The organism is Heyndrickxia faecalis, from assembly GCF_040267745.1.
Lineage (GTDB): Bacteria > Bacillota > Bacilli > Bacillales > Bacillaceae_C > Weizmannia > Weizmannia faecalis.
Genome location: NZ_CP158453.1, coordinates 386,588 through 405,070 on the forward strand (window position 1 = coordinate 386,588; position 18,483 = coordinate 405,070).

The 18,483-nt window shown below is 46.8% G+C and carries 15 protein-coding genes, 1 pseudogene and 1 riboswitch; of the genes and pseudogenes, 8 read left to right on the forward strand and 8 right to left on the reverse strand.

Annotated elements, in window-relative coordinates; all coding sequences use genetic code 11:
• Position 1: 1 nt before the first annotated feature.
• From ABR335_RS01910 to ABR335_RS01925, 4 genes are all read left to right on the forward strand, one after another.
• The gene (locus ABR335_RS01910; protein ID WP_350346440.1) at positions 2-700 is read left to right on the forward strand and encodes an ABC transporter ATP-binding protein; all 699 of its coding nucleotides are present in this window, start codon (positions 2-4) and stop codon (positions 698-700) included.
• Between the two features lie 12 nt (positions 701-712).
• Positions 713-1,543: a hypothetical protein gene (locus ABR335_RS01915; protein WP_350346441.1), complete on the forward strand. Its 831-nt coding sequence runs from the start codon at positions 713-715 to the stop codon at positions 1,541-1,543.
• 214 nt (positions 1,544-1,757) lie between these two features.
• Positions 1,758-2,399: a hypothetical protein gene (locus ABR335_RS01920; protein WP_046721966.1), complete on the forward strand. Its 642-nt coding sequence runs from the start codon at positions 1,758-1,760 to the stop codon at positions 2,397-2,399.
• Positions 2,400-2,569: 170 nt separating this feature from the next.
• On the forward strand, positions 2,570-4,258 hold the full coding sequence (locus ABR335_RS01925) for a hypothetical protein (RefSeq protein WP_014096866.1): 1,689 nt from the start codon (positions 2,570-2,572) through the stop codon (positions 4,256-4,258).
• A gap of 168 nt (positions 4,259-4,426) precedes the next feature.
• On the opposite strand, the gene ABR335_RS01930 is transcribed toward ABR335_RS01925, so the two are convergent.
• Entirely contained in the window at positions 4,427-5,041 is a 615-nt protein-coding gene (locus ABR335_RS01930; RefSeq protein ID WP_350346442.1) for an endonuclease I family protein, read from the reverse strand.
• 361 nt (positions 5,042-5,402) lie between these two features.
• Positions 5,403-6,884 carry a DASS family sodium-coupled anion symporter gene (locus tag ABR335_RS01935; protein ID WP_017550968.1) on the reverse strand — a complete coding sequence of 494 codons (1,482 nt, stop codon included), beginning with the start codon at positions 6,882-6,884 and terminating at the stop codon, positions 5,403-5,405.
• A 358-nt stretch (positions 6,885-7,242) separates the two neighbouring features.
• On the opposite strand from ABR335_RS01935, the pseudogene ABR335_RS01940 reads away from it, so the two are divergent.
• Positions 7,243-7,596 (forward strand): annotated as a pseudogene (locus ABR335_RS01940) (UPF0236 family transposase-like protein); the annotation flags it as partial.
• A 166-nt stretch (positions 7,597-7,762) separates the two neighbouring features.
• Here the strand turns inward: ABR335_RS01940 and ABR335_RS01945 are convergent.
• The 5 genes from ABR335_RS01945 to ABR335_RS01965 form a co-directional block, all read right to left on the reverse strand.
• Positions 7,763-8,908, reverse strand: coding sequence for an ABC transporter permease (locus ABR335_RS01945; protein ID WP_348658394.1), 1,146 nt, complete (start codon positions 8,906-8,908; stop codon positions 7,763-7,765).
• The gene (locus ABR335_RS01950; protein WP_017551850.1) at positions 8,908-10,023 is read right to left on the reverse strand and encodes an ABC transporter permease; all 1,116 of its coding nucleotides are present in this window, start codon (positions 10,021-10,023) and stop codon (positions 8,908-8,910) included. Before ABR335_RS01950 ends, ABR335_RS01945 begins: the two co-directional genes overlap by 1 nt.
• Positions 10,024-10,037: 14 nt before the next feature.
• On the reverse strand, positions 10,038-10,970 hold the full coding sequence (locus ABR335_RS01955; RefSeq protein WP_350346443.1) for an ABC transporter ATP-binding protein: 933 nt from the start codon (positions 10,968-10,970) through the stop codon (positions 10,038-10,040).
• 118 nt (positions 10,971-11,088) lie between these two features.
• Positions 11,089-12,192 carry a sensor histidine kinase gene (locus ABR335_RS01960; RefSeq protein WP_014096886.1) on the reverse strand — a complete coding sequence of 368 codons (1,104 nt, stop codon included), beginning with the start codon at positions 12,190-12,192 and terminating at the stop codon, positions 11,089-11,091.
• On the reverse strand, positions 12,177-12,833 hold the full coding sequence (locus ABR335_RS01965) for a response regulator (RefSeq protein ID WP_014096887.1): 657 nt from the start codon (positions 12,831-12,833) through the stop codon (positions 12,177-12,179). Before ABR335_RS01965 ends, ABR335_RS01960 begins: the two co-directional genes overlap by 16 nt.
• Positions 12,834-13,059: 226 nt before the next feature.
• Here ABR335_RS01965 and ABR335_RS01970 point away from each other — a divergent pair, with 226 nt between their 5' ends.
• Both ABR335_RS01970 and ABR335_RS01975 read left to right on the forward strand, forming a co-directional pair.
• Positions 13,060-14,277, forward strand: coding sequence for an MFS transporter (locus ABR335_RS01970; protein WP_014096888.1), 1,218 nt, complete (start codon positions 13,060-13,062; stop codon positions 14,275-14,277).
• Between the two features lie 21 nt (positions 14,278-14,298).
• The gene (locus ABR335_RS01975; protein WP_350346444.1) at positions 14,299-16,011 is read left to right on the forward strand and encodes an ABC transporter ATP-binding protein; all 1,713 of its coding nucleotides are present in this window, start codon (positions 14,299-14,301) and stop codon (positions 16,009-16,011) included.
• Between the two features lie 140 nt (positions 16,012-16,151).
• On the opposite strand, the gene ABR335_RS01980 is transcribed toward ABR335_RS01975, so the two are convergent.
• Positions 16,152-16,613 carry a hypothetical protein gene (locus tag ABR335_RS01980; protein WP_035183308.1) on the reverse strand — a complete coding sequence of 154 codons (462 nt, stop codon included), beginning with the start codon at positions 16,611-16,613 and terminating at the stop codon, positions 16,152-16,154.
• Between the two features lie 259 nt (positions 16,614-16,872).
• Positions 16,873-16,974, forward strand: a riboswitch (purine riboswitch).
• 131 nt (positions 16,975-17,105) lie between these two features.
• Here ABR335_RS01980 and ABR335_RS01985 point away from each other — a divergent pair.
• On the forward strand, positions 17,106-18,434 hold the full coding sequence (locus tag ABR335_RS01985; protein ID WP_026684243.1) for an NCS2 family permease: 1,329 nt from the start codon (positions 17,106-17,108) through the stop codon (positions 18,432-18,434).
• The last annotated feature ends 49 nt before the right edge of the window (positions 18,435-18,483 follow it).

Genomic DNA, 18,483 nt, shown 5'->3' on the forward strand with positions numbered 1-18,483 from the left:
AATGAAGAATATCGTAGAAATAAACGGGCTGGCAAAGCATTATTTCCGTAAAAAAGCCCTGGATCAGTTGAATTTAACGATAGAGGAAGGAAAAGTCGTTGGAATATTAGGCCCGAATGGAAGCGGAAAAACAACGCTGATTAAAATTTTAACCGGCCTTTTACGGCAAACAGGCGGAGAAGTGCGGATTGGCGGATACAAAGTGGGCGTGGCAACAAAATCCATTGTTTCTTATTTGCCTGACCGCAATTTTCTGTATAAATGGATGCGGATCAAGGATGCTTTGAAATTATATCAGGATTTTTATGAGGATTTCGATGAAAAGAAGTTCGAAGCATTACTTGATTTTATGAAGTTGGAAAAAGACATGAAAATTGATACGTTGTCAAAAGGCATGCATGAAAAACTGAACCTCTCGCTTGTCCTGGCAAGAGATGCAAAATTATATATTCTGGATGAGCCAATCGCCGGCGTCGACCCGGTTGCAAGAGACCAAATATTGGATGCGATTATCGGCAACTTCCGCGAAAACAGTTCGATGATCATTACGACGCATTTAGTCAGGGATATGGAAAACATGCTGGATGAAGTGGTCTTTTTAAAAAATGGCCGAATTGTTTTGACGGGAAATGCAGAGCAATTACGGGAAGAAAAGGGCAAGCAAATCGACGGAATCTATAAAGAAGTATTCGGGGCATAGGAGGGAAACCGGATGTTGAAATATGTAAAGTATGAAATAAGAGGAACGTACAAGTTTATTTTGGGCATATTGGCTTTGGTGTTCATTCTTTTAACCAGCATGTATGCCTATTCTAATAAGGAAGGCTCGCTGTTTCATTCAGCGCAAATCTTTATGTCAATTGGTGTCATGCTATTATTTGGTGCGGCTCTCATTGCATTCCTCTACATCGTCGGCTCGTTTCGAAAAGAATTGTATGAAGACAGTGGCTACCTTACCTTTACATTGCCGCTGACAGGGAACCAAATACTTGGATCTAAACTCATCGCTGCTTTGTTTTGGTTTATGGTGTTAGGCATTGGCGTTGTGCTATTCAACTTCTTAATGGTGATGATTTTCAGCCCATTCCATATTGATCACATATCAAAACTTTTCTCTGCGATCTCAAAAGTTCTATCCATAAAAGCGTGCATTTACATGACATTATCTATGGTTTTTAGCGTTGTCAGTGTGTTATTGCTGATCTATTTTTCAATGGCACTCAGCAAAGTAACGTTCCGCCATAAAAAGATTGGCGGTTTATGGTTCGTCGTGTTCATCATTTTAAGCGGCGTATTCGGCTATATTGACGCCGAAATCAGCCAATGGATTCCGTATTATTTAGACCTGAGCACTTTCCATGTGGAAACACCCGCTTCCTACCATGATCTGCTTCAGATGCACTACCATAGCGCCGGGCTGCACTTTAATGCAATTGCAGGATCTGCCGCCACAAATATCGCATCTTTTGTTTATCATTTGGCGTTGATGATCGCCTTATTCTTAGGGACAGGGTATCTGATTGAGAAGAAAATAGACTTGTAATCGCGCAGGAAAAGTGATGATAAAGCTGTGTCAGCGGGCGTTTATCAACTTCTGCTGCTAACATGTCAGGAGGGGCGGTGCCGCGAGCAGGCATTGCCCCCCTTTTTTATGGCGATGAAAATTCAACGCCTGTTTTTAACATCCGGGGGTGGGTTTGAAGCGCGGCCGCGGAGGGGAAAATAATGGAAAGAAACCTGGAATGCGGAGGCTTATGATGAATCCATTCAAAAAAGCACGCCCGGAAGGTTGGCTCATTTTGCTTGGCGCGGTTTTGATGCTCGCCGCTACGATTTTGCATCCGCCGCTTGTCGATCCATATGACCTTCAAAAAGCTTATCACGAGTTCAAGCATGCACAGTTTTGGATAGGCGACCATATCCTCATGCTCATTGCGATCAGCTTATGGCTGGCCGGGCTTGCAGCAAGTAAAGCATACATGGCAAGGAACAATAAAACTTCCGATTTTGGCGCAGGGATGATGTTTGTGGCACTGGCAGCCTGGATATTGATCCTTGCCTCAGAATTAACCATTCTCCCGATTCTCGGCAACAAAGGCACAGATGTCAAAGTGTGGGAAGCGGTTTTTTCCTTCGGGCTTTTGTCCGGCTATTTCGGTTTTGCCTGCAGCTGGATCGGCATTTTTTGCTACGGCATGGCGATGAAACAGTCCGGCGGCACTTTTCCGAAATGGTTTTCTGCTTCTGCCCGGTGGTCCGGCCTGCTCGCCTTTTTTGGCATTATCATCACGTGCCTGCATTTTGATTTTGGCTATTTCGTGATTCCGGTTACGGCAGGCCCGGCCTTTTTATGGACGGTTTGGCTGGCCATTTTACTGCTGTCGGGCCGCATGCATTGAGTAACGGGACCCGCATGATGATCCATTGTGCGGCCAGAAGCTAGAGGGGCTTAAAACTGGAGATTGACAAAAACCGTTTCAAAAGTCCTCCCCCGCATGCCATCCATCTTCTATTTTAATGAAACTTCTTTTCCAGTTTTTCGTATAGATGATCAGAAAGGGTGGTTGATGTGGGGTTACTCATCATTTTTACGGCCATTTTTGCGATGGTTGCCGCGGTGCTGGTATTTCCTTTTTCAGATAAAAAATTGAAACATGCCGGCGAGCCGCAAAGTGGAGAAAAATTGAAGACATTTTTATCTTTATTTCTGTTGCTGTGGGTGCTTTCTGCTGTTTTTTTCTACGTGACGAAAAGGGATTTGAATCCATCCGTTTTCTGGCCGGCACTGTTTTTTGCTTCTCTTGCCGGTGCTTTTCTCGCCAGTGGAAAAGAACAGTTCGCAAAGGGGCTCGTTTTGCTCGTTTCCTTGGGCATCGCCGGGTATATGCTGACAGCGCCGCTTTGGAATGCCGGGGAAAAATATCACACAGCGAAAATGGCGCAAAAAACGGAAATTGAGCCGTTTGATGAGCGGGAAACACCGGCGAGCGTGCCGCCGAAGTTTGCGCGCAATAAAATGAAGAAGTCATTCGGCCAGGTTCCGAATGCAAGTTATTACCAGTTGGGAAATCTGCAAATCCAGAAAGTGAACGGCAAATACGTTTATATTGCGCCGGTGGAATTTTCCGGATTTTTTAAATGGCTAAAAGGCAGGGAAACACCCGGATATTTTGTGATGAGCGCAACAGATGCGGATGACAATCCAAAATTTGTAAAGCAAAATATGCGCTATACGCCTTCTTCTTTCTTACAGAAGAACCTGTCCCGCCACATTCGCCTCCATTATCCGAAAAAGATTTTTTACGGCGAGCCGCAAGTGGAAGTGGATGATCACGGCAAATCGTATTATATCCGGACTTACGGCCATTTTATATCGGCAAGGAACGGATTTAAGGCGGAAGGCATTGTACTTGTGGATCCGGAATCAGGGGCCATGAAGTCCTATTCTTTAAAACAGGCGCCTGCTTTTATTGACGGTGCTGTTTCTCCGGAAGCCGTCAGCCTGCAAAACAGTTATTTCGGCAAATTTGTCCACGGTTACTGGAACACTCTGTTCGGCAAGCGGGATGTGAAACTCCCAACGGATGAAGGAACAGAAGCAAATGTCAGCCCGATTTTTGATGATAAAGGGACGATGTATTATTTTACCGATTTTACCAGCCCGAAAAAAGATGTGGACTCGATGCTTGGCTATTCGCTTACAAACGCGCGGACCGGGAAGGCTACATATTATACAGGTAATTTGCAGGAATCGTATATGGATTCGCAAGGCAATTTGCAAATTGTCGAGAAAAAATTTATCGAGAAGAAATGGAAAGGCTCGATGCCGATTTTGTACAATTTTTACGGAGAAGCCAGCTGGCTGACGCCTGTGCTTGACTCCAACGGTTTTCTGCAGACGTATTTTATCGTTTCCGCGGCCAATCCGGAAATCTCGGTGAATGCTTCGACACCCGATGCTGCGCTTAAGTTGTATAAAATTGCCCTCCGGCGCGGCGGCAGCAGTGTTGACGGCTCATCGGGTTCGGAAACGAAAACCGTCTCCGGCAAGGTGCTCCGTGTATATAAAGAAAAAACGGGCGATTATACCAGTGTCTCCTTCCTGCTTGCTAGCGGCCAAAACTTTACCGTCAGCTCGGATACCGTCCCAATGGCCATTTATTTGAAAGAAGGAGATCAGGTGAAAGTGACTTACCTCAGTACCGGCGAAACCTTTTTACCAGTGAAGGCAATGGAGATAAAGGGGATTGGGAAGTAAAAGCAGAACAGGGGCCAGAAAACCCCTGTTCTTTTTAGGCGTAAAATGAGCCGCGCGGCCGTTCATGGCCCGGATGAAGGTTCTGATGAAAGGAAAAACGAGTCGCGCAGCCGTCCAAATGAAATACGGGCAGAGTAAAACAAGCCACGCCCGTTGCACCCGGCGTGCTCAGATCTTAACCAGGCAGCCCTCCAGCTGCTTCATCAACCCGGCGTCGTCAATAAAGGGATTGCGGTTGCCCTGAATGCGGCAGATGGCCTGGTTGCGGTGGCGCTCATATAGGCCGGCCGGGAAAACTTCGTGCCACTGCACCAAAAGCGGAAGATCAACCCGGTTTAGCTTGCTCTTTGAGACCGCTTTTGGATAGCGCAGCAAAAAATACGCAAAAGCCCGGGCGATGGTTCCCTTCCCGGATTCCGGCTCAAACTTATCCTCAGCGGCTATCCCGCAATGGTTTCGCACCGGCTCATCGGCGGATTCCGGATGGTAAAAATCAAAATCGCCGTAGGGCAGATTGGAACGCTTTGCATTACAAGACGGATGGCAGACAAACAGATGGTGCAGATCGCCCTTCATCGGATCAGCGGCATGGAACCAGGACTGGGGTACAATATGTTCGGTATTGTACTTGAAAAAAGTATCCACTGCCCTGATCTGGTGCGCTGAAATCTCGCTCTCCTGTAAAAGAGAATGGTAATGGTCGCCGCGTTTTTTCCCGATTTGGTGGTCTTCCTGGATAATGGCAAGCGGATCGCGGGCCTCCCCGGAGTAAATATTCCGCACGGAGCCATCCGGATGCAGGCCCACACATGTACCAAATACTGGTTTTTGCTGACATGGTACGGCAGCCGGTTTTTGTGCGTTTTTTGCACGAGATCATGGTAAAGTGCAAATAACGCCGGGCCAGATGCAGGGTGCTTTCGGGCTTTCCGGTAATAACGCTGTTGCTCAAGCCGGTCTGTTTTTTCATCATAATAATGCGTGCCATCCTCCTGCATCTTTCCTTTATTCTCTGACAAAATCCTTTTGAACCGGGCAGTACCGTATTCATACCATGCTTGGTTATTCCTGATTTTTTCCAAAATGAGATCCCGGTTGCTGTCCATTTCACCATCCCCATTCGTCTACATATTAAAGAGCTTGCTTATAGCAATCCGACCCATTTCCAGTATGTCATGCTGAACAATAAGATTAATAGATAACCGATAATGGTCAATGGCAGGCCTGATTTCAGAAAATCTTTTGCCGTAAAAGCGCCTGTCCCGTATGCGAGCATGCCTTGCGGTGAGTTGACCGGAAGCAGGAAGCCGATGCTGATGACAAATTGCTGGATCAGGACGAAACCGATTTGGTTGTCACCCAGATGGATCGTGGAAGTGAGGGCAATAAAGATCGGAATCAGCGCTGAAGACAGGCTGGTCGCACTTGCAAAGCCGAGATGGATCAGGATATTGAACAAAGATACAAGGGCAATCGTAGCAATGAGCGGCATCGTTTCCAGACCGAGCGAGCCGAATATCTTGTTAGACAGCCATTGTGCCCCATGGGTGTCCAGCAAAACCGTACCGAGCGAAATGCCGACTGCAAACACAATCACGGTTCCCCACGGAATAAGATGTTCAACTGATTTCCAATCAAAAACCCCGATCTTTGGTGCCAGTAAAATCCCAATCGCGATAATTGTGACAGTGGTCGTATCAAACGGATGAAGTTTTCCTTCCGTCGTCCAGAAAAGCAATAAAAGCAAGGAAATCACGATTAAACGGATCTCAGAAGCTTTTAAATGGCCAAGTTCTTTTAATTGATTTTCGATTAAATCTTTTCCTGCCTCAAGGGCTTTTGTTTCCGGCTTAATTAAGTGGGTCATCACGAAAAACAAAAGGATGGACATGATGAATGCCCACGGAGCCGCATATAAAAACCAGGAACTCCATGTAATGTCCGTTTCAAATTCTTTCTGAATAAACCCGAGTGCAACCATATTCTGGGCGGCCGCCGTTTTGATGCCGATGTTCCAAATGGAAACTGCCTGAACGGAAGTAATCACCAGCAATGCGCCGAGTTTGCTGTTATTCGGCAGCCCGAATGCGGCCACCATTCCGAGTAAAATCGGGACCACGGCACCGGCGCGGGCAGTGGCGCTTGGAACAAAAAATGCCAATACGATGGAAACAAGGATAGCGCCAAAGACGAGGTTACTCGTTTTCGTGCCGACGCGGGACAAGATCCAGAGGGCAAGCCGTTTATGAAGATTGGTCACCTGCATGGCAGCAGCCAGAAATAAGGCTGCGGCTACAAGAGCAACGGCAGAGCTGCTGAATCCACTGAGGGCCATGGCCAGGGCATTGCCTGTTCCCGTCATTTGTGAAGGATCCTGGATACTTGGCGCAAGTCCGATTAAGAGGGCAATTAAACCAACAATCATGGCGGCACTAACCTGGTAGGAAACAGCCTCTGTCACCCATAATATCAGGGCGAAGGCAAGGATGGCGAGTGCACGTTGGCCGGCTACCGGCAGGCCTTTCGTATGCGGGAGAAGCGTAATCGCAATCAGAGCGGCAAAAGCAGCAGCGATCCAAACCCATTGCCATTTGGTTTTCTTCGTTTGCTGGTTGGCGCCATTCATTTTGATCACTCCCTTGTGAATTCTTCCAAATATTTACCCTATATGAATTGTAGCAAAGTGGCAGGAGAGAAAATGTTAAAGATTGGTGTATTTTTGCAAGCGGTTCCGTAGATTTCAGCAGGATCCATAAAATAGGAAATTTCTAAGCACTCAGGTGGATATAAAAGGAGACGGATATTTATGGGACCATTTACAGGGAGAAGATTAAAAGAAACAGGGAAGAAAACCAGCCCGGCCCGGTTTAAACATTGTATGTGTAAAATTTTACTCGCAGGGGCAGATGAGTGGAAAAAAATAGGAAGACACTCTATCATCTAAATGTACACCATGAAATGAACATCTAGAGAGAGGTCTTCCTATGGATATTATATCAATAATTGCTGGATTATTAAAGGATACAAAGAGTCTTATTGAATTTGAAGAACAGGTTAAAATTCTGATGCAAAAAGTTTTTACACTATGGGTTGGGGACGTATTTGAGAAGTTAGATCAAACGATTAGACTGAAGAAACAGGCGGAAGGATGGCAGTACTGCCGGAGTGATTACAGGAGCGTTCAGTTTCTATTTGGAAGTGTGAATTTTAAACGCTCATTCATGCATGACAAGAGAGGGGGTTCGCATTACCCTCTGGATGAATGCTTGGGGCTGGTACCACATCAGAGATACAGCCCGTTAGTGGAATTGAAGGTGGCAGAGCTGGCAAGCGGGAACGGGGATCCAAACGGGAACTTGCGGAATTGAAAAGCAGGTGAATGGGGTGTTCCTGGTCCTTTGCGGCCTGCGGATCGATTGGCTGCAGCGGAGCAAAGCAACCTATGTAACCTTAGCCCGCAACATGCCAAAAAGAGAGGCGGATCTGCCTCTCTTTTTGCAGGAACTATACAAAGTTGCGGGTATTGCGGTTTCTGCTGAACTGGTAAATGGCGAACAGGAAGAAACAAAGCGCAAAGGCAATCAGGATCAAAATGTTTAAATACAGACTGCTGAGCGGATGGCCGGTTTGCAATTTGTCCAAGGTTTCCAATGTCCAGCGCTGCGGCAGAAAATCGGAAACTTTCTGCAGGGCTTTCGGCATGATTTCCACCGGCCAGAAGCAGCCGGAAAGCATGCACGTCGGTACGGCGATTAAGGATTGCAGCGAGTTAAAAGCACTCCGGCTGTTTGACAGCGACACCATCATTAAGGAAATGCCGGTTGAAATCCAGGCAAACAGGAACATGACGGCTGACAGCTGCCAGATGGAAAGATTCATCGTCATATGGAAAACATATTTCATGGCCGCTGTGATCAATGCAATTTGAACCGCCATCACGATCAGGTTGCAAAGTACATTGGACAATACATACTTGCCCGCGCTGACCGGCGAAGACAATAGCCTGAAATACGTGCGGTTTTCTCTTTCGGCAAGAATCAGTTCAGACAAACTGAAGGCAGACATAAGCATAAACAGGATAAGCACGCCCATCGTCTGATAGGTTAAATCACTAGATTGGGAAAGATCCTGCAAATGAATGGTTTTTACTTTATAGGAAGCGTTTTGGAATTCATCATACATCGTTTGAAAAGTCTGTTCGTTTCCTGACGATACTTTGCTGATGGATTCGATATGATCGATGTATTGATATAAATAGGATTGCACAAACTTTGTTACTTCTGCTCCTTTAATTGAAGCCATCCGGATATGAGCAGGATTTCCGCTCCTGACACTTGCGGCAAACCCCTTTTCAAAAATGATGGCACAGTCGAGCTTTCCGTCCGCCAATTGGCTTTTCATTTCGGATTGCGAAATTGCGGCTGTTTTGACATTGTCCAGCCCGCTCAGGAAATGGACCGTATCAGCGGCAATTTGGCTGTGATCTTTATCCACGATGCCGACGTGGAGGGCCTTTACACCGCTCCCGCCGTATACAAGGAAAGCGATAAAGATGCTGATAAAAGGCAACCCGATATACAGGAGAACATTTCTTTTCTTTCGAAAGGTTTTGCTTAATGTGTTGCGGGCCAGCCATAAAACGTCTTTCATTACAAACCCTCCCTTTTTTGCAGTGCGGTTACAGAAATCAAAAGAATCAATAGGGCAATGCAAAGATTAGCTGCCGCGACCGGGATGGCAGCAGATAAATCATTGTTGTAAATGATTTTCGTAATCGCCTGGTTGATCCATGTCAGCGGCGAAAGGTTTAAAAGGGCCTGCAATTTGCCAGCATGCTCAATTTTGAAATAGGCGCCGCCAAAAAACGAGGCAAGTTGGATAAAAATGTTCAGGATGGCTCTGGCCCCTGCAGATTTGCTGAACATACTGACGCCGATGCCAATACTGACGGAAAAAATGATTTCTGTCAAAAGCAGGAGACAGACAAGCGGTAGATGGTCTCCCCAATTCGCTTTGTAAACGACCTTGCTCACTACGATAAGGAGTGCGATGCAAAGGGCATAAACGAAAACATACGCGAAAAGCTTTCCGATAAAAATACTGCTTTTCCTGACAGGGGCGGCGATAAGCCTGTCAGCTGTTTTTCGGATGCGCTCCCCTGCAATTAAAGTGCTCGATCCTAAAGACGCATACAGACATATCATTGTGGTGATCACGATCGCATAATAATCCATTGAACCGGGCTGCTTTTTCGGCAGCAGCGATTCTGTTTGAATGTAATTGTTTTTGACCTTCCCGAAGGCAGCCCCGGCTTTTTCGGGCGCGGTTTTCATCACTTCGGCAGCAAGATTGTACTGGTCGGTAAAAGCCGAAAATACCCCTTCTAAAATACTGCCTTTTATGCTGTTTCTTCCGTTCGTATACAGTCGGATGCCCCGGCCGTTTACAACGGCGTAACCATCCGCGTTGCCAAGTTTTACTTCTTTCAATCCGTCCGTGTTTTTGCCGGCCTTTTCAAAATGGATATCTGATTTTTCCGCATACTGTTGGAATGTATGGAAATAGGGTGCGGCATTTTTATCCAGGCTGCTTTTGTACAACACGTGAATCTCGCCGACCGAAACCGTCTTGTCAAATGCATTCGAAAGGGCGGAACCGAGCACAAGCATTAAAACGAGCGGGAATGCAAGCATGAAAATAATGGTGCGTTTGTTGCGAAATGCGGTTATTACTTCTTTTTTTAAGATGTGCAGGATGCTTGACATCACTTTTCTCCTCCCTAATCCCTTAAATTCCGGCCGGTTAAGGTTAAAAATACCGTTTCAAGGTTCGGTTCTTTTTCCTGCAGGGCCTTAATTTCAATATGCCGGCTGATCAAAAATTCAAGAATCAGATTTAAATTGTTAATGCTTGCATCCGACTGGATCCGGATCGTGCTTTCATGGACGGATACCGTTTCAACGCCTTTAATCTTCCTGATTTCCGCGGCATCGGCCGCATCTGTTTTCACTTCAATCCGGACTTCTTTTTTGTCTGTGATGATCGACTTCAGCTGCTCCTTTGTGCCTTCTGCAATAATTTTCCCATGGTCAATAATCGCGATGTTTGTGCAGATTTCTTCCACTTCTTCCATGTAATGGCTCGTATAAATAATGGTGCAGCCCATTTCATTCAGTTTACGTACGGAGTTTAAAATATAATTGCGGGACTGCGGGTCAATCCCGACTGTCGGTTCATCCATGATGATCAGTTTCGGCTGATGGGCGATCGCACAGGCAATATTGAGGCGCCTCTTCATCCCGCCGGAAAATTTGTCCGGTGTGCTTTTATGGTGGTCCCCAAGGCCGACAAAAGCGAGTGCTTCCCTTGTTTTCGCATCCAGTTCACTGCCGCGCAGGCCATAGAGCCCGGCGAAAAAACGGACATTTTCAAAAGCGGTTAAATCTTCGTAAATGGCGAGATCCTGCGGGACAATGCCGAGATTCATTTTCGCAAACCGTTTATTTTTCATGATGTTTTTCCCGAGGATTTCAATGGTCCCGCCATTGCTTCTTAACAGGCCGGCAATCATGTTGATCGTCGTACTTTTGCCGGCGCCGTTTGCCCCGAGAAAACCGAAAATTTCCCCCTCCTTTACTTGCAGTGAGATACGGTCAACCGCAATAAAGTCGTCGAATTTTTTTGTCAAATTTCGGATTTCCAGTACGTTCATGGTTTCTTTCCCCCTGACTTCCGTTGTGTCTTTAGTATAAAAAAAGGAACGATTCCTGGTAAGTGGGATCGTTCATGACTTTCATATGAAAAAATTCATATTTTGCAGGTGAGGCTGTTCACGGCTCAATGGGAAGTAGGGTGGTCACGGAAAAACCGTGCGAACCGTCGGTGATGACATGGCCTCTAAGTGTGGCTGCTCGTTCTTCCATGCCGGTAATGCCAAGCCCTTTTTTAACTTTAGCGGCACCTTTGCCATTGTCTTTTACTTCTGCTTTGATGATTTTATTGAGGACTTGAATGTTGACGGTAATCTGTGATGCATCGGCATATTTGCGCGCATTGGTCAACGCTTCTTTCACATTTTCATGAATGATTTTCCATTGTACATGGGTAATGCAGTCGAGATTGCCACTGTAAGTGAGCATCGTTTCAAGTTCATATCTTGCGGAAAACGTATCTAAAGCAAGCTGCAGCCGGTGAATGCCGACTTGTTCAACGGGTGGTTTCATTTGTTTCAGCGTCAGCCGGATGCTTTCAATTCCTTCTTTTGTAATGGTGATTGCGTTTTGCAGTAACGCCCGTGCGCGGGTGGGGTCTTTTTCCAGAAGGCTTTTTGCCGCTTCCATCTGGATGAGTGCGCCAGTCATCACGTGGCCGATATTGTCATGAATTTCCTGCGAAATCCGGTTCCGTTCTTCCAGCCGGTAGGTGTATTCGGATTGGCGGATGAATTCCTCGTTTTCATTCAGGCGGCGCGTGAGTCTCTGGACTGAAGCGCGCAGCCGGTCAAGCTGCTGTTCTTTCTTTTCCAGCCGGTCTGCATACGTAACGGCCGTATCCCAAATGATCCAGCTAAAGGCTGACGAGAAAACGTACTGGCCGGCTGTCCCGGTTTTTAAATAAAAAAGGGGTACAAGCAGGATGAGTGCCTGTATCGATCTTGGCACGGGCCACTTTGCGGCGAGCTCCAAAACGGATAGCGGCGCGAAGATGACAAACAGGGGAGCTACATATAAAGCGCCGAAACCGGCAATGCCAATGGAGCAGGCCGCAAAAAAAGCAGGCAATGCCTTTCTATTCCAAATGTACATCGCGATATTTGCAATAAAATAGAGAAGAAGCAGGAATACAGCGGGAGCAAGAGCCAAATCTTCCTGAATAGCCATAAAAGCGGCCCAGCCAATGAGTGCCAGTTTTGCCGCAATCAGCCGGGATTCCATGTTTCATTCCCTTTCCCTGTAAGATAATAAACGGCAATTTGGGTGCGGTGCTCAAGCCCTGTTTTGCCAAAAATTGAGGTGATGTAATTTGCGACTGTCCCTTCTGAAATGTATAAGGTTTTGGCAATTTCCTTATTGGAAAAGCCTTTTGCAATCAGGGACATGATTTCACGCTCTCTTTCCGTGAACTTTTTCAGGTCTATTTTCGGTTCCGGTTCTCTGCCACTTAAATTGGATTTAATTTTATCGAGAACCGCATCCTGGAAAATGCTGTTGCCGTTATAGACACTTTTGATTGCGTCACGGATTTTTTCGGGATCATTATTTTTCAACAAGTAGCCTCTTGCCCCGTTTCTTAATGCATCGACAATATATTCGTCATCGTCAAAGGTGGTCAGGATCATAGGTTTGGCAGATGTTTGGGCTGCAATGATTTTCGCAGCTTCAACGCCGTTCATCTCCGGCATCCGCACATCCAAAAGGGCAATGTCAACCGGCTGATTCCGGCAATATGCTGCCGCTTCCTTGCCGTTTCCGACCGTTGCCATGACTTCAAACTCTTCATATGACGATAAAATGATTTTTAACCCCTCGCGTATAAAAGAGTTGTCATCGGCAATCACAATTTTAATTTTCTCCATCCTCTTTCCCCTCCGGCTCCGCCTTTTCTTCTTTTCATTATAGCTGAATTGCACCTGGCATACATTCTGTTTTTTATCTTTCCATTTTGTTCTTTCTGCTTTGTGGGAGCATTCTTTGCGATGCGGGCGTGTGGATTGGATTGATTGGAACAGAAAGAAAAAAAGGGTATGATAGATAGTATGGTACGGAATTTTTGGAATTTGCAGCAAAGGGGTTTGTGCAGAAATGAAATACATCGAGCAAGGGACAAGGGAATTCCGCCTGGCAAATCTTGCGCTATTTGCCGGGGGGTTCAATACGTTTGCGATCCTTTGGGGGATGCAGCCGCTTTTGCCAGATATTGCGGAGCAGTTTCACCTGTCGCCGACAATGTCGAGCCTGAGCCTGTCTTCTACAACCGTAACACTCTCGGTGAGCATGCTGATTGCCGGATCGTTGTCGGAAGTGTTCGGGCGAAAATCCGTGATGTCTTTTTCGTTGATTGCTTCGTCTGCTCTTTGCATCTTGACCGCTTTTGCCCCGACTTATCATTTGCTAATTCTCTGTCGGGTGCTGCAGGGCCTTGTGCTTGCCGGGTTGCCGGCTGTTGCCATGGCCTATTTGGGAGAAGAGATTTTGCCGTCAAGCCTCGGACTTGCGATGGGGTTATATATCAGCGGAAATTCGATCGGGGGCATGGCAGGACGGATCATCTGCGGGACTTTGACCGATTTTTTCAATTGGCATGTGGCGCTGGCGTCGATCGGGGTGATCAGCCTGCTCGCAAGCATCCTGTTTTGGGTCGTGCTGCCGCCGTCTTCCCACTTTACTGCCCGGAAATTGGAGATTGGGAAACTGACAGGGAGCCTCGTCCGCCAGCTTGTGGAACCGGGTCTGATTTATTTATTTTTGATTGGATTTTTATTAATGGGGAGTTTTGTTTCGCTGTATAATTACATTGGATTCCAGCTGATTGCGCCGCCGTATTCGCTGAGCCAGACGGTCGTCGGCTTCATTTTTATCGTCTACCTCGTTGGCACATTCAGCTCGGCATGGATGGGGATGCTTGCGGACCGGCACGGCAGGCGGAAAATTTTACAGCTTTCGCTCCTTATTGTGCTCCTGGGGGCTTCGATTACGCTTATTCCGTCTTTATGGCTGAAAATTTTCGGCATTGCCGTGTTCACATTCGGCTTTTTTGCCGGCCATTCGATCGCAAGCGGCTGGGTTGGCCGTCTTTCCTCCCATGATAAAGCGCAGGCGTCCGGATTGTATTTATTCTTTTATTATATCGGCTCAAGCATCGGCGGGACAGTCGGGGGCGTGTTTTACAGACGTCTCGGATGGAACGGGGTTGTGCTGATGATCGCTGTGCTCACGGTGCTGGCCATTGTGTTTTCGATCCGGCTGGCCGTGATTGCGAAGAGAAAATGGCTTGTTTCCACACGGCATGCTTCCAACTAACTTTGTGACAGGAGGGGACATATGTTACGCCGCTTTTTTTCCTATTATTTGCCGCATAAAAAGCTGTTTATCCTTGATTTTACAAGCGCGGTGATTGTAGCTGTTTTTGAACTGGCCTTTCCGCTTTGTGTCCAGTGGTTTATTGACAGCCTGCTGCCAAGCGGAAAATGGGCAACGATTACGAGCGTCAGCATTGCGCTGTTGGTCCTTTATTTGATCAGTACGTATTTGCAGTACATCGTCACCTACTGGGGGCATCAGCTCGGCATCAATATTGAAACGGATATGCGCAAAGAATTGTTTGTACACGTGCAGCGGCAGTCTTTTTCATTTTTTGATAATGTGAAAACCGGCCACGTCATGAGCCGGATCACAAACGATCTTTTTGACATCGGCGAACTTGCCCACCACGGCCCGGAAGATGCTTTTATTGCCGTCATGACGTTTTTCGGCGCGTTTTGCATTATGTTTACGGTCAATGCCAAACTGGCTTTCATCACCCTCATTATTGTGCCGTTTTTGGTCTGGATCATCACGTATTGCAATATGAAAATGAACGAGGCATGGGGCAAGATGTATGGCGAGATTGCCGAAGTGAATGCGCGTGTCGAGGATAGTGTTGCAGGGGTCCGCGTCGTCCAGTCATTCGCGAATGAAAATTATGAAATCACGCAGTTTCAGAAAAATAACAAACGGTTCCGGAAGGCGAAATTGCTTGCGTATAAAACGATGGCGCTGACCAATTCCAGCACGTATATGATGAGCCGGCTGATCGTCCTTGTCGTCCTTGTATACGGGGCATGGCTGGTATACAGCGGGGAATTGAAATACGGCGAGCTGGTCGGTTTTGTGCTGTATGTGAACGTGCTGTTCAAGCCGATTGATAAAATCAGTGCGATCATGGAGCTGTATCCGAAAGGGATGGCCGGTTTTAAACGGTTTACAGAATTACTGGACCGCACGCCGGATGTCCGGGACAGGGAAAATGCGGTCGAGGTTCCGGCGTTAAACGGCAACATCGCGTTCAACAATGTCAGCTTCGCTTATCCGGGCGGCCAGCCTGTGTTAAAGAGGCTGAATCTCAAAATCCGTGCCGGGGAGACGGTTGCATTTGTTGGGCCTTCTGGTGCAGGGAAAACGACCATTTGCTCCCTGATCCCACGCTTTTACGATGTGAATAGCGGCAGCATTACCATTGACGGAATGGATATCCGCAATATGACGAAAAAATCGCTCCGCTCGCAGATTGGCATTGTTCAGCAGGATGTCTTCCTTTTTGCCGGCACCATCCGCGAAAACATTGCGTACGGAAAATTGGATGCTACAGATGAAGAAATTGAAAAAGCAGCCCGGCGCGCCCATTTGGAAGAGGTCATCCGTGCGCTGCCTGACGGGTTTGATACGCAAATCGGCGAACGCGGCCTTAAGCTTTCCGGCGGGCAAAAGCAGCGGCTGGCGATTGCGCGCATGTTTTTGAAAAATCCGCCCATCTTAATCCTGGATGAGGCGACGTCTGCCCTTGATACGGAAACCGAAAGGCAAATCCAAGCGGCATTGGATGAACTGGCAAAAGACCGGACAACGCTTGTCATTGCGCACAGGCTGGCGACGATTCGCAATGCTGACCGGATTGTTGTCGTCACCAAGGATGGAATTGCCGAACAAGGGCGCCATGATGAGCTCCTTACCCGCGGGGGGATTTTTGCAAAACTGCACGAGGCCCAGTACCAATAGTAGATCCGGGCCTGCCTTTTGGTACGGAGTGGTTTTAAAAAATGTTGGTCCCCGCCTGCTGGCATGGTTTATTCCGTGTATATGGCGGGGTTTTTAAAAGAAAAAAACGCAGGCTGTCCGCTGCGCAAAATGGAAGCTTCTTATCGGGCTTTTTTTAAGTGGCGGATATCCGTCTTGACATTTATTAAGTCTTCGAACAAGACATCCATTTTATCATCCAGCCTGGCATAATAGTTGTCGAGGTTGTCCAAATCTTTTTTCATGCCCGCGATATCCTGCTTTACTTCTGCCATTTCGCTTTTCAGCTCGGCAACATCTTGTTTTAGCACTGCAACATCTTGCTTCAGCTCGGCAACATCTTGTTTTAGCACTGCGACATCCTGTTTCAAACCTGCAACATCCTGCTTTACTTCTGCCATTTCGCTTTTCAGGGAAGCAACATCCTGTTTTAGCACTGTAACATCTTGCTTCAGCTCGGCAACATCCTCTTTCAGTCCGGCGATGTCTGCTTTCATTTCTTTCATCTCTGCCTTCATTGAAAGGACTTCGCCGGACAGTTCTTTGATGGCCGTAAGCAGCATTTCGTTTGTGACTTCTGCCATTTTTCCACCTCCTTTGTCGAATATATGCTCATTCTAAGGGATGATGTCCTTTCCTGCAACTGGCGAAAAGCGAAAAATGGGGCTCTCTATTTCGTGAATTGGGGGCGGATAAATGAAAAATCGGTTCTCTGCCAGCCCAAAAATTTTATTTTTAACAAAATGGCGGCCCGCAAACGAACGAATATTAACCTGCAGCAAGAGGAAAATGTTCGTGTTTTCTATTGACTTCTTTTCACTTTCCCGTTACAATCAATCTTGTCAATTCAATATGCAATACCATCGTATATATTCAGGGATATGGCCTGAACGTTTCTACCAAGCTGCCGTAAATAGCTTGACTACGAGGTAATGAGATAGAGTCAGAGGGCGTTTGTATAAAATTAGCAACCTTTGCCCCTCCTCATTCCTTAAGTCTGGCGTTTCGGGCGTTTACGTTCGGAACGTTTTTCTGTTATGGCGAATTTGGAAATTCCATAGGAGGGATAAGGCAAAATGAAGAACTATTTTGAGTTTGGAAAAATGGGGACAAGTTACCGCCAAGAATTTATTGGGGGACTGACAACCTTTTTGGCTATGGCCTATATTTTAGCCGTAAACCCGCTGACATTATCGCTTGCCAGCGTAAAGGGGCTTCCGGCTTCCATGCATATGGACCAGGGGGCTGTATTTGTGGCCACCGCCATTGCTTCCGCGATCGGTTCGATTGTGATGGGCCTTTTTGGGAAATATCCACTCGCGCTTGCGCCCGGTATGGGATTGAATGCCTTTTTTGCTTATACGGTCGTCCTGAGCTATAAAATTCCTTGGCAGCACGCACTTGCCGCTGTCTTTATTTCCGGTGTTTTCTTCTTTTTACTTACACTGACGGGCATCCGCGAAAAATTGATCAACGCCATTCCGATCCAGTTAAAACACGCGATCGGCGCAGGCATCGGCCTGTTCATCACATTTATCGGGCTGAAAGATGCCGGCATTATTGTCGGGGATGATGCAACGTTTGTCGCCTTGGGGGATTTGTCAAAAGGGCCTGTTCTGCTTTCCATTTTCGGGCTTGTGGTCACCGTTATTCTGATGACAAGAGGGATAAAAGGTTCCGTTTTTTACGGCATTATTCTTACAAGTATTGTCGGGATGATTTTTGGATTGTTGAAGGTGCCGCATCAAGTTGTCAGTTCGGTTCCAAGTTTAAGTCCGACGTTCGGCGCGCTGTTCAGTTCATTCGGGGACTCCTCTTTCTGGTCGGCGCAAATGATTGGTGCTATTTTAACGTTTTTCTTTGTCGACTTTTTTGATAATGCCGGAACGCTTGTGGCGGTTGCAAACCAGGCAGGGCTCATGAAAGACAACAAACTGCCGAATGCAGGACGGGCACTTGTGTCAGATTCCATTGCGACCATTATTGGGGCTGTGCTCGGGACTTCGACGACAACTTCCTTTGTCGAGTCTTCGTCAGGGGTTGCCGCAGGGGCAAGAACCGGTTTTGCTTCTCTTGTTACGGCCTGTTTCTTTATTTTATCGATCTTTTTCTTCCCGCTTTTATCAGTCATTACTACCAACGTCACAGCACCGGCGCTCATCATTGTCGGCGTGCTGATGGTATCGAACTTGCGTCATATTGAATGGGATAAATTCGAAATTGCCGTACCGGCTTTCCTTACATTGATTGCCATGCCGCTCACTTATAGCATCGCAACCGGGATTGCCATTGGTTTCATCTTTTATCCGATTACGATGATTGTAAAAGGAAGAATCAAAGAAATCCATCCGGTCATGTATTTCTTCTTTGTCGTCTTCTTACTGTATTTTATTTTCTTAAAATAGTGCCCAAAAAACTTGCAGAGCGCGCTCTGCAAGTTTTTTTATGGCGCTT